The organism is Aliivibrio friggae, from assembly GCF_057368515.1.
Window position 1 is genome coordinate 1,370,065 of sequence record NZ_CM170648.1, and the last position, 11,066, is coordinate 1,381,130.

The 11,066-nt window shown below is 38.7% G+C and carries 9 protein-coding genes and 1 tRNA gene; 6 read left to right on the forward strand and 4 right to left on the reverse strand.

Going from position 1 to position 11,066, the window contains the following annotated elements:
• Positions 1-267 precede the first annotated feature (267 nt).
• The 3 genes from AC2INI_RS06370 to AC2INI_RS06380 all read left to right on the forward strand — a co-directional run bounded on the left by AC2INI_RS06370 (position 268) and on the right by AC2INI_RS06380 (position 3,641).
• Positions 268-564, forward strand: coding sequence for an integration host factor subunit alpha (locus AC2INI_RS06370; protein WP_060990903.1), 297 nt, complete (start codon positions 268-270; stop codon positions 562-564).
• Positions 565-759: 195 nt separating this feature from the next.
• Complete coding sequence (locus tag AC2INI_RS06375; protein WP_486305626.1) at positions 760-1,773, forward strand: succinylglutamate desuccinylase; 1,014 nt, start codon at positions 760-762, stop codon at positions 1,771-1,773.
• Between the two features lie 86 nt (positions 1,774-1,859).
• On the forward strand, positions 1,860-3,641 hold the full coding sequence (locus tag AC2INI_RS06380; protein ID WP_486305627.1) for a M3 family oligoendopeptidase: 1,782 nt from the start codon (positions 1,860-1,862) through the stop codon (positions 3,639-3,641).
• 132 nt (positions 3,642-3,773) lie between these two features.
• On the opposite strand, the gene AC2INI_RS06385 is transcribed toward AC2INI_RS06380, so the two are convergent.
• Together AC2INI_RS06385 and AC2INI_RS06390 are read right to left on the reverse strand one after the other, a co-directional pair.
• Positions 3,774-4,256 (reverse strand): YajQ family cyclic di-GMP-binding protein, encoded by a 483-nt coding sequence (locus AC2INI_RS06385; RefSeq protein ID WP_045102132.1) that lies wholly within the window; start codon positions 4,254-4,256, stop codon positions 3,774-3,776.
• 16 nt (positions 4,257-4,272) lie between these two features.
• Complete coding sequence (locus AC2INI_RS06390; RefSeq protein WP_122034906.1) at positions 4,273-5,325, reverse strand: 3-deoxy-7-phosphoheptulonate synthase; 1,053 nt, start codon at positions 5,323-5,325, stop codon at positions 4,273-4,275.
• Positions 5,326-5,534: 209 nt separating this feature from the next.
• On the opposite strand from AC2INI_RS06390, the gene AC2INI_RS06395 reads away from it, so the two are divergent.
• The gene (locus AC2INI_RS06395; RefSeq protein WP_486305628.1) at positions 5,535-6,419 is read left to right on the forward strand and encodes a putative PEP-binding protein; all 885 of its coding nucleotides are present in this window, start codon (positions 5,535-5,537) and stop codon (positions 6,417-6,419) included.
• A 79-nt stretch (positions 6,420-6,498) separates the two neighbouring features.
• Here AC2INI_RS06395 and AC2INI_RS06400 read toward each other — a convergent pair whose 3' ends face one another.
• Positions 6,499-7,851 (reverse strand): hypothetical protein, encoded by a 1,353-nt coding sequence (locus AC2INI_RS06400; protein ID WP_486305629.1) that lies wholly within the window; start codon positions 7,849-7,851, stop codon positions 6,499-6,501.
• A gap of 89 nt (positions 7,852-7,940) precedes the next feature.
• On the opposite strand from AC2INI_RS06400, the gene AC2INI_RS06405 reads away from it, so the two are divergent.
• Positions 7,941-8,789 carry a CvfB family protein gene (locus AC2INI_RS06405; protein ID WP_162922522.1) on the forward strand — a complete coding sequence of 283 codons (849 nt, stop codon included), beginning with the start codon at positions 7,941-7,943 and terminating at the stop codon, positions 8,787-8,789.
• A gap of 163 nt (positions 8,790-8,952) precedes the next feature.
• On the opposite strand, the gene AC2INI_RS06410 is transcribed toward AC2INI_RS06405, so the two are convergent.
• Positions 8,953-10,506 (reverse strand): diguanylate cyclase, encoded by a 1,554-nt coding sequence (locus AC2INI_RS06410; RefSeq protein WP_122034897.1) that lies wholly within the window; start codon positions 10,504-10,506, stop codon positions 8,953-8,955.
• A 197-nt stretch (positions 10,507-10,703) separates the two neighbouring features.
• On the opposite strand from AC2INI_RS06410, the gene AC2INI_RS06415 reads away from it, so the two are divergent.
• Positions 10,704-10,780, forward strand: a tRNA-Val gene (locus AC2INI_RS06415).
• Positions 10,781-11,066: the final 286 nt, after the last annotated feature.

Genomic DNA, 11,066 nt, shown 5'->3' on the forward strand with positions numbered 1-11,066 from the left:
AACTAAAAAAGGCGAAGTAACTAGTGTTAAATACCAAATCAACAACTTAGCTTAGGTGGATGTAAGATATCTTAATGTAAATAGCTTATAAATTTGATCGCTATCTCATAAATAGTGCATGATTTTTAAGAAAAAAGTTGGCGAAAATCAGATGGTTGGCATACACTGTCCTTAGTTGATGCAATGTTAAGTCGTTGTTCTAACAATTCAGTTTCCGGTTGCAGTAAATACTGTAACTATCTCTAACGTAACCTGAGGGTAGTTTTTATGGCACTCACTAAAGCTGATTTGGCTGAGACCTTATTTGAAAAAGTTGGATTAAGTAAACGCGACGCCAAGGAAACGGTAGAAGTATTTTTCGAAGAGATTAAGCAAGCTCTAGAGAGTGGTGAGCAAGTGAAATTATCTGGTTTTGGTAATTTTGACTTACGCGAAAAGAGTGAGCGACCTGGACGTAACCCAAAAACTGGGGAAGATATTCCAATTTCTGCACGCCGAGTTGTTACATTTAAACCGGGTCAGAAACTGAAAGCTCGTGTTGAGAGTCTACCGGTAGAAAAATAATCTTGCCATCTTGAGCTAAGAAAAATGAAAGCTGTATAACATTAATCTGTTGTGCAGCTTTTTTATTATCTATATATCCTAAATCCGATATAAGCGATGTTTGAACTCACACAAATGTTGTTATCTTGTTATTTTATTGTGTTACTAGTGGTACAGTTTTTTGGTTGAATATATTACCAAGGAAGAGAAGTACCAATGGAACATATTTCATTCATTCAAAATACATTAGATTTATCTATCCCAGTAAAAGAAGAGACTTGGCAACTTGCTAACGGGACTCATGTTATTTTACACAGTCGTGGCGTGGTGGAGTTTGTTCCTGAATTGGATTTTGAACCTCATCGAGCCATCGTGCTGTCATCAGGTATTCATGGTAACGAAACCTCACCAATAGAACTGCTTGATCAGATCATTGCAGATATACAAAGTGGGAGGGTATCACTTTCTCAGCCTTGCTTATTTATCTATGGTCATCCCGCGGCAACTCACCAACACACTCGTTTTATTGATACCAACCTAAATCGACTTTTTAGCCATCATCAAGATGAAAATAAAGATATTGTTGAAATCGACTTAGCCAATCGTTTAATGAGAAGCGTGGATAGCTTTTTTACCAAACATAATGCAAAAGAAAAATGGCATTTAGATTTACACTGCGCTATTCGTTCATCTCAGCACTATACCTTTGCGATACACCCATACAATCAACATTATAAGCGCTCAGAGCCATTATTAGATTTTCTATCACGCAGTAAAATAGAAGCCTGTTTATACGCAGAAGCGTCAGCGTCCACGTTTAGTTGGTACAGTGCAGAGCATCATGGCGCTCATGCCGCAACCGTTGAGCTTGGTAAAGTATCAAAAATGGGGGAGAACGACTTAACCTTACTTTCTGAGTTTAACGAAGCATTAAGAGATTTGATCAGTCACGCTGATTATTTTGAGCAGGCGTCATCTGATTCGACATTGATAGAATACCAAGTCACTCGAAGCATTATGAAACAAAGCGATCAATTTACGTTTCATTTCCCTAGTGATCTCGCTAATTTCACGTCATTTACTGAAAATGACTTACTTGCTACCGATGGCGATGTGAAATATACCGCTCAAGCCGGAGGAGAAAGCGTGGTCTTTCCTAATGCCAATGTAGAAAACGGGCATCGAGCGTGCTTATTGGTTCAAAAAATTGAGAAAAGTAAGACGAATTAACTCAAAAGATGAGATCAATTCAGAGGCGCTGTTATCAATCTAAATCAATTGCTATGATGATGAAAACAAAATAAAAGGACACAATCATGACTGCACCAAGTTGGGATCTCTCTATTGCCTTCCAATCCCTTAATGATCCAAAGTTAATAGACACGATAGCGTCTATTGAACAGTGCATTACAGATTTTTCTGGTAGTGACATTACTTTAGACGTTAACGATTTACAGCAAGCGATTATTGAAAAAGAGTCGATTTCAGTGCAATTGGCAACCGTAGCGAGTTATGGGAATTGCATTGCTTCTGTCGATGCTTCAAACGCACAAGCCAAAGCGTTAGTGAACCAAATGACTAAGTTATCTTCGGATCTTTCACAAGCCTTCAGCCCGTATTTAGATGCGATTGTGAATGCACCAACGGAGTTGTTTGAATCAGTATTATCGTTGAGTGAAGATCTAGAAGCACAACGCTTCTTATTAGAAGAAGAGAGAAAACTAGTCGCAACACGATTAAGCGTGAAAGAAGAGCAATTACTGTCAGCCATGAGTGTGGATGGTAAAAATGCCTGGGGCCGTTTATACGACAATATTACAGGCTCCATGAAAGTGACCCTGCAACTTTCTAATGGCACTGATGAAACGATGGGCTTATCACAAGCTGCTAGTATTTTATATGGCAGTGATACGCTTCGTAGAGAGCCTGCCTGGCGTGCAATACAACTAGCAATGGCACAGAACAAAGAAAGTTTTTCGGCTATCTTAAATGCGCTAGCGGGCTGGAGATTAACGGAATATAAAAAACGTAGCGCCATAAATAGCGTGCATTTTCTTGAGCCGAGCTTACATGGCAGCCGTATTGAGCAAGCCACACTTGATAGCATGATGTCGGTAGCGAAAAAGAATCGTGAAGTCGGCCAAAAAGCAGGGCGCTTAATGGCGAAGATGTTTGGGACTGAGCAGTTAACCCCTTGGGACCAACTTGCCTCTATGCCTCCGCTTATTGGAGAAGCCTCTCAGTACAGCTTTGATGAAGCGATTGATATCATTAAGGATGCATTTGCAGGTGTTTCGCAAGAGATGGCCGATTTTGTTGATTTGATGGTAAAAAATGGTTGGATAGATGCCGCGCCACAAGAAACAAAACGTCTTGGCGCTTACTGTACTAAATTTGCTGACTCTAGAACGCCATTGGTCTTTATGACATGGGGCAATAGCATGTCAGATGTATTAACGCTCGCGCATGAACTAGGTCACGCCTTCCATAATTGGGTGATGCGAGACATGCCGTTGTGTAAAACTAAATACCCAATGACGTTGGCAGAAACCGCATCGATCTTTGCTGAAAATGTTGTACGTGATGCGCTGCTTGCTAAAGCAAAAACCAAAGAAGACAAAATTGAAATGCTATGGGAAGAGTTATCTTCTGCGCTAGCACTTACGATTAATATTCCTGTTCGCTATGAGTTTGAAAAAGCGTTTTATGAGCAACGTTCAAATAAAGAGCTAGGACCAGAACAATTATCTCGTTTGATGGGAGACACTTGGACGGAATGGTATGGAGACTCGATGTCTGAGCCTGATCCTCTATTTTGGGCAAGTAAACTGCATTTTAGTATTCCAGAAGTAAGTTTCTATAACTACCCATACTTATTCGGTTACTTATTCAGTATTGGCGTGTACGCACAACGAGAAGCAAAAGGTGAACACTTCTACACTGATTACGTGAGTTTACTGCGTGATACTGGCTCTATGAGAGCTGAAGAGGTGGTTCAAAAGCATTTGCAGATGGATTTAACCCAAGAAACGTTTTGGCAGCAGAGCTTAGATAGAGTAAGCCAACAAATTGATGAGTTTGAACGATTAGTCAGCTAATTTTAAACTAGAGCCCAACGAACACTATAATCGAAAATAATAAAAAAGCGCCTCACTGATAAACAGTAGAAGCGCTTTTTTTATATCTATCAAACAACACTGTTTTTTAGATAATTACTCTATGAAACTTGATTAGTCACGGAAGTTCGTGAACTGGAAAGGTTGACCAAAGTCACCTTCACGAACAAGTGCCATCGCCGCTTGAAGATCATCACGGTTCTTACCAGTAATGCGAAGTTGTTCGCCTTGGATTGCCGCTTGCACTTTAATTTTTGATGCTTTGATTTCTTTTACTAATTTCTTAGCGATAAGCGTATCAACACCTTGTTTAAAGTCGATGTCTTGGTAAAAGTTCTTACCAGAGTGAACGGCGTCTTTAATGTCCATAGAGCGAGCATCAACGCCACGCTTAGCAAGGTTACCACGTAGGATATCTACTAACTGAGACAGTTGGAAATCATCTTCGGCTTTAATCTTGATGTTTTCGCCTTTAAGTTCAAAGCTTGCGTCAACGCCACGAAAATCGAAACGAGTAGCTAATTCACGAGTAGCATTATCTACCGCATTTTTTAGTTCAACATTATCAACTTCAGAAACGATATCAAAAGCAGGCATAGTTTAAATCCTTAAATTAACGAGATGTTTTAATAGTATTTGATAACATGTCTAACATAGTCACGGTATCTTCCCAGCTTAGGCATGGATCAGTAATAGACTGGCCATAAGTTAGGTTATTCAAATCAGTCATTGGTTGGTTGCCTTCAATAATGAAGCTTTCAGCCATAATACCAACAACTTTATTGCTGCCAGACTCGATTTGAGCACAAATATCTTTGGCTACATCAAGCTGACGACGATGTTGTTTCTCACAGTTCGCGTGGCTAAAATCAACAATAAGATGAGGCGGTAAATCAACTCCTTCTAAACGTTGGCAAGCATCGGTAACTGAATCAATATCAAAGTTTGGTTTGTCGCTACCACCACGTAAAATCACATGACCAAATGGGTTACCCGCAGTGCGGTATACCGTCATACGACCTTGTTTATCAGGAGAGTAGAAGAAATGTGAAGCCTTAGCTGCACGAATAGCATCCATCGCAATTTGCGTGTTGCCATTAGTACCATTTTTAAAACCAACCGGACAAGATAGGGCAGATGCCATTTCACGGTGAATTTGAGATTCAGTCGTACGTGCGCCAATAGCACCCCACGTAATAAGATCTGAAATATATTGACCAGTGATCATATCTAAAAACTCAGTAGCCGTAGCTAAACCCAGTTTATTAATATCAAGCAACAGTTTACGAGCTTTATGTAAACCCGCTTCAAGTGCATAACTGCCATCAAGATTAGGATCAGTAATTAAGCCTTTCCAACCCACAATCGTGCGTGGTTTTTCAAAGTAAGTACGCATAACGATGAATAGCTCATCTTTATACTGATCTTGAATATTGGCTAAGCGCTGTGCGTAATCCAGTGCTGCTTCTGTATCATGAACAGAGCATGGCCCCACAATAACTAAAAGACGTTTATCTTTGCCAGTTAAAATTGCTTCAACCTGTGCGCGAGATTGCTCAATATGTTCAGCAACATCGTCGGTAATAGGGTGAGCAGTCGTTAGCTCAGCGGGTGTTGGCATTGGCCCTAAAGGCTGAGTACGAAGTTCATCTGTTTGAAATGGCATAGTGTCGCCTGTTAATTCTTTAATACACCTGAGTAAGATAACGGAAAATTAAAATGGATGAAACCCAAAATTTTTATAGAAAGGCAGAACAGTAAAGAAAAGTTAACGTATTGTATCTTTTAGACTTGAGTTGTTGCTCATGTATCGGTATGTTCAACATAAATAACATTAAATAATGAAAACGAATTACTGAGTTTATTGGAGCAAGCATGACGGATACTATTTTACCAACGCTAACACGCATGGCGAGTTTGCCTTCTTATCAATCACAAAACGATTCAGAAGCATCACTGTATGTTTCAATTGCTGGATTAATTCAAGAACATTTATTTTATCATCCAAAAGCTGTGATTAAAGCACCAGCGATGAGTGATATTGATGCACAGAGTCTAGCTGCTATCATTGAAGGCGCAGCAGATGGTAAAGCACACTTTGTTGATACGTTAGCAGATGTGATTTTAGCGGCTACCAATGAATCAACTAAAGAGATCAAAATCTTGTTCTCTGATGCAGACAGCGCGGCATTTGCAGGTTTACTTGCAGGTCAACTTGAAGCAACAGAAGCAAATCCAATCATGGGCGTTCGTGGTGTAACTCGTTTTGCCTCTGATGCAAGTTCTGAGCAATTTGCTTTAGAGTGTGCAGTGATTAAGAAAGTCATGGCAGCAACCACGGCAAGTGTGCAAATTGTTGTTCCATTTGTACGTAACTTAAGTGATGCAGCAACCATTATTGACCGCTTAGCTATTTATGGTTTACCACGTGGCTTAAATGGCCTTAAAGTGCATTTCGTTTGTGATGTACCAGCCGCAGCATTAATGGCAGATAAATTACTGCAATACTTTGATGGATTGGTTGTAAACGTAGATACACTTACTCAATTCACTTTAGGTGTAGATAAGCAAAATGAAGCGTTAGAGCATCACTTTGATCCACAAAACGATGCTGTACTTCATCTTGTTGGGCATGCGATTCAAGCAGCTAACAAAGCAAACAAACCAGTGGTTACTACGATTGATGAGCTTGCTCAAAACCCAAGAGTTCAAGACTTACTTGATCAGTTAAATGCAACAGACGTTGTTGTTACTGCATAACTTAACGTATCAATCTAGAACATAAAAAAACGCCTTTAGTGTAAAGCTAAAGGCGTTTTTATTGAGTTGATATAAATTATTAGTCTATTTTAATCTTTTCAATATCAATAATTTTAGAGCGGTTAACCACAATTTTCCAACGGTGTAGCTGAGTACTGTAATCATCCATGGTTTCACGCACAATTAAATTAATTAAGTGACGCTTCTCAACCGACTCTTTCGTGACTTGCCCCTCGTTTAAGTGGTAGATCTTTTGAGAGCCTTTCTCCATTAAACGTGCGATAGGACGTAGGTCAATTAGCATTGTTTCGCGGGTTTGTTCATACCCACTCATAAACTTAGTAATTGCCATTTTAGTTTGGCTTTTATAAGAGAGAACGACTTCTTCACGTTGAACCACACGGTTTTTACGCAATTTCTGAATGTCACTGTCTAGCTCTGAGAACGTCATGTAATCAAGCCATTCTAGCTTTCTTCCCACATAAGTATTGGTGGTAGGATCAAGATAGCGTTTACGCCATTTAGGCTGTCCTTTACGGATCCAACGCCACATTACATCACGCAAATCATCTTTAAAGACCTCACGCATGGCATAGATAAATGAAACTGCAAAGATGAAAGAGGCGGTAATTTCACCCAAAAAACCACGCGCTTGGATCACCATTAATGATACAAAGATCATCACAACCGCTGTTGCTCCGCCTTTAACCATTCGCTTGATATGTTTACCAAGGGCTAAGTTCTTTTCTTTAAGTACGATAGGGAACTCGATTAAACGACGTAACAGACGCATCTTATTTGACATACGCGTCATGTCTTCTCGAGCTTTACTTGAGTTATAACTCTTATCTAGACGGTGCAGTGCTTCTTGCTCACAGATATCAACAAGGCGTTCTTTAACCAGCTTATAATCTTCATTTCTTGGCATATGAGCAAGTAAAGAAAGAAAACGTTGTTCAGTGTACCAAGATAAATAGTTATCGATATTGGCATAGTAGCGCTTTAACGTGTCGTCATAAGGTACGTTACGGCGTAACTTTCTGAGAATATCAATAGCCAGATCGATTGCATCGTCAACTTCTTGATGAGTGATATCGTCACGAGAAGTATCATTAAGCTGCTGTACGGCTTTCTCTAAAGCGAGGGCGTATTGATAAGCGTATAAACTCAAACTTAAACGATATTGTTCAGTAGACAGACGGCCACGTTGCGCGAGACGAGAGTGCACAAGGGGGAGGTGATTTTTATCACTGAAATACGTACGCTGGCTCTGAATTGAGTTGTAGTAAAACTCTGATTCAGAAACCATGTCTTTGTTTAAACCAAGCTCGCCGGGAATGAAAAGATACATTTCCAGTTCATGTTGCTTAGATTCTTCAACGATATGTGAGATTTTTAGTGATAAGCCATCTTTCTTACCAACTGTAATCACAGGAAATTCCTATAAAAATGGTAATTCATACAGCAAGCATATCAGAGTTCAGGTATAATCGCCGAGTATTTTATTTAGGAATTGAAGTAATGATTAAAATTGGTCAAATCAACAAATTAGAAGTAACAAAAGCTGTAGATTTTGGTGTCTTTTTAGATGGCGATGATTATGGTTCTATTCTTCTTCCAAGTCGTTTTGTTCCAGAAGGCACAGAAGTAGGCGAAGCGCTTGATGTGTTTATTTATCTTGATTCAGAAAATGAAGTGGTTGCTTCAACAGAAACACCAAAAGCACAAGTAGGTCAATTCGGTTTAATGAACGTAATTGGCACAAACAGCATTGGTGCTTTCGTTGATTGGGGTATTGCTAAAAAAGACTTATTGGTTCCATTTAGTGAGCAACGTGGCCGCTTAAACGAAGGTCAAAATATCCTTGTATATGTATACATTGATAAAGCATCTAGTCGTATTGTTGGTACAACTCGTTTTAACAAGTGGTTGGATAATACACCTGCGAATTATGAGAAAGGTCAGCAAGTAGATATCTTAATTGCAGAACGTACTGATCTTGGCTACAAAGCAGTTATCAATGGCGAGCATTGGGGTTTAATCTTCCATTCAGATGTATTTGGTAAGCTTTTCATTGGTAAGCAACTTAAAGCGTTCATCGCAGAAATGCGTGAAGACGGTAAGATTTCACTTTCTCTACAACGTCCAGGCGTAGCACGTATGGATGATTTAAGCGAAAAAGTTATCGCAACGTTAGAGAAAAAAGAAGGCTTCTTACCTCTAACAGATAAATCATCTCCAGATGCGATCTTTACTGAATTTAGAACAAGTAAAGGTACGTTTAAAAAGACAATTGGTGGTTTATATAAAGCGGGTAAAATTACTATTGAAAAAGATGGTATCTACCTAGTAGCCGCTAAATCTGAATAAAGCAGATAATTGCCCTAAAAAATAGCCCGTAACGATTCCTGGTTACGGGCTTAGGGAAACGGCTCGATGAGCCTTGCGCTAATTTAAATGGAGAACATACTTTATTTAGCGTAGTACAGCATCAATACTTGTCCAGTTTTCCCCTCTATCTTTCATATCTCATTTATAACTCTTGGTAATGAACAACCTTATTACGGCCCGTATTTTTTGCGTGATATAGCGCTTTATCTGCTTGATCAATCACATCATCTAACAACACGTTTGGCTTATTTATCGTTGTTATACCAGCACTTAATGTGATCTTCTCATGTAACGTATTGTATTGGTCGATCTTTTGACGTACTTGCTCAGTAAAGCGAATCGCGTGTTTTGGATCACTAATGGTTGTAAATAATACAAATTCTTCACCACCATAGCGTGCCGCTAAAATATGTGGGTATTGTGAAATAGCTTTACCTACAATCGCAATAATTTTATCACCAACAATATGACCATAAGTGTCATTAATGCGTTTAAAGAAATCAATGTCTAATAAGATAATAGAGTAGGGAGTAAACGTAGTAGGGTGATGCTTATCACTGATCAGTTTTGATGCCATATCATGAAACGCCCTGCGATTTAGCAACCCTGTTAAATAGTCACAATTAAGGACGTTAACTAGTTTATTATGACGATGATTAAGCAGAAGCAATAGAACGATGATGATCGTAGTTAAGCTTAAAATCAGTGCTAGTGAACTATATAACAACGTATTTGTTGGGCGGTTAAGCTCATCACGAGAGATCCCTGAGACAATTGCCCAATCTAGATATGGATAATAGATATATAGAACATCTTTTTGATAGGTGTTGTTATCCATTGTTATTGTATAAGTGTAATCTTCAACAGTAGCCGCATGAAACGTCGCTTCTGATGAGCCGTTAATTAAATTCATTTGTAAGCTATGACGATTAGCAGATTGTCGGATTTTTTTAAGTAAACCATCCGCGTTTTCACCAATCAAGCTGCGTATGTTCTCACCTTCATAGCTAGGGTGAAGGATAAGCTCACCAGTTAAGTTAATTACGTAAACATAGCCTGTTTTACCATACTGATATTTACTTAACTTATCTTTTAAGATGGTTTTATCTATAAAGTGTAGAAACTCATCTTTATAAGCACTTGCCGAGATAACATAATCAAGCTCTTCTACATAAATAGAATAGGCCAGTTTTCTGCGTGGCTTCTCTTCTCCTGGGTTAGTCCATAAATACTCAACAAAGTGATCATCATTATCGATTTGCTCTTGAATATGACGATACTCACTGACATTACGGCCCTGAAAAATAGGGTGGAACACTAATTGTCCCTTAGAATTTAATACATAAGGGTAGCCAGTATCCCCAATTTTATTGGAGTTAATGTACTTTTGAATTAGCGCTGTCTTCTGCTCTTGTGTCAGCGAGGGAGATTTTTGAATTTGAGTAATAAACTTAGCAGAAGTGAGTACAATCCCTCGCAAATAGCGCTTTATTGATTCATTGAGTGCGGTATCAACAATATCGTAACTGGCTTCAATAGAGTTGTTGAACGCTTTAAATGAAGAGGTTCGGATCGTTTTCTCGACAGATTGAAAACTTTGAATGCTAAAAGTTAGCGAGATAATCGCAATGCCAACAAGTAATAGAACTAGAATAGGCTGTAAGAATTTTAGGTGATGAAAACGAGATTGAGGCATGAGATAAATCCTTTTAACGGTATGGTGATTCTATTTTAAAAGGAGACAACTAGCAAGCTGAGCTGTTTTTGAACAGTTTGGATAATAAATAGTCAAACGATTGATAATAATAAAAAAAGGCTTGCAGAGATAAAAAGAACTCGATATTATCCATCTCGTTCTCAAGGAGAAGTCAATTACTTCCTGGTTAACGATTTGCCCGCTTAGCTCAGTTGGTTAGAGTACTTGCATGACATGCAAGGTGTCACTGGTTCGAGTCCAGTAGCGGGCACCATATTCGTTCTTTATGAACAAACAAAAAAGCCCACCTAGTGTGGGCTTTTTTGTGCCTGTAATTCCTTGTTATCTACTCAGCAGATCTAGCCAATTCTTTTTACACTCTTTAATCACGGGAATCTGTACTAAGAGTTCAATTTAAAGAACAATATACTTATGGTGATAATATTCTTCTAAATTAATGAAGTTTTGATTTGCTATACAAGATTGTCTTAATTAACACTATCCATTATAAGAAAATAGTTCTTTCCTGCAGTTTAGATATCTCCTTTAGGTCATTTATG

Excerpts from the sequence above, each read along its gene's own strand:
- AC2INI_RS06370 (WP_060990903.1), top strand. The coding sequence starts at position 268 with ATGGCACTCACTAAAGCTGATTTGGCTGAGACCTTATTTGAAAAAGTT.
- AC2INI_RS06375 (WP_486305626.1), top strand. The coding sequence starts at position 760 with ATGGAACATATTTCATTCATTCAAAATACATTAGATTTATCTATCCCA.
- AC2INI_RS06380 (WP_486305627.1), top strand. The coding sequence starts at position 1,860 with ATGACTGCACCAAGTTGGGATCTCTCTATTGCCTTCCAATCCCTTAAT.
- AC2INI_RS06385 (WP_045102132.1), bottom strand. The coding sequence starts at position 4,256 with ATGCCTGCTTTTGATATCGTTTCTGAAGTTGATAATGTTGAACTAAAA.
- AC2INI_RS06390 (WP_122034906.1), bottom strand. The coding sequence starts at position 5,325 with ATGCCATTTCAAACAGATGAACTTCGTACTCAGCCTTTAGGGCCAATG.
- AC2INI_RS06395 (WP_486305628.1), top strand. The coding sequence starts at position 5,535 with ATGACGGATACTATTTTACCAACGCTAACACGCATGGCGAGTTTGCCT.
- AC2INI_RS06405 (WP_162922522.1), top strand. The coding sequence starts at position 7,941 with ATGATTAAAATTGGTCAAATCAACAAATTAGAAGTAACAAAAGCTGTA.
- AC2INI_RS06410 (WP_122034897.1), bottom strand. The coding sequence starts at position 10,506 with ATGCCTCAATCTCGTTTTCATCACCTAAAATTCTTACAGCCTATTCTA.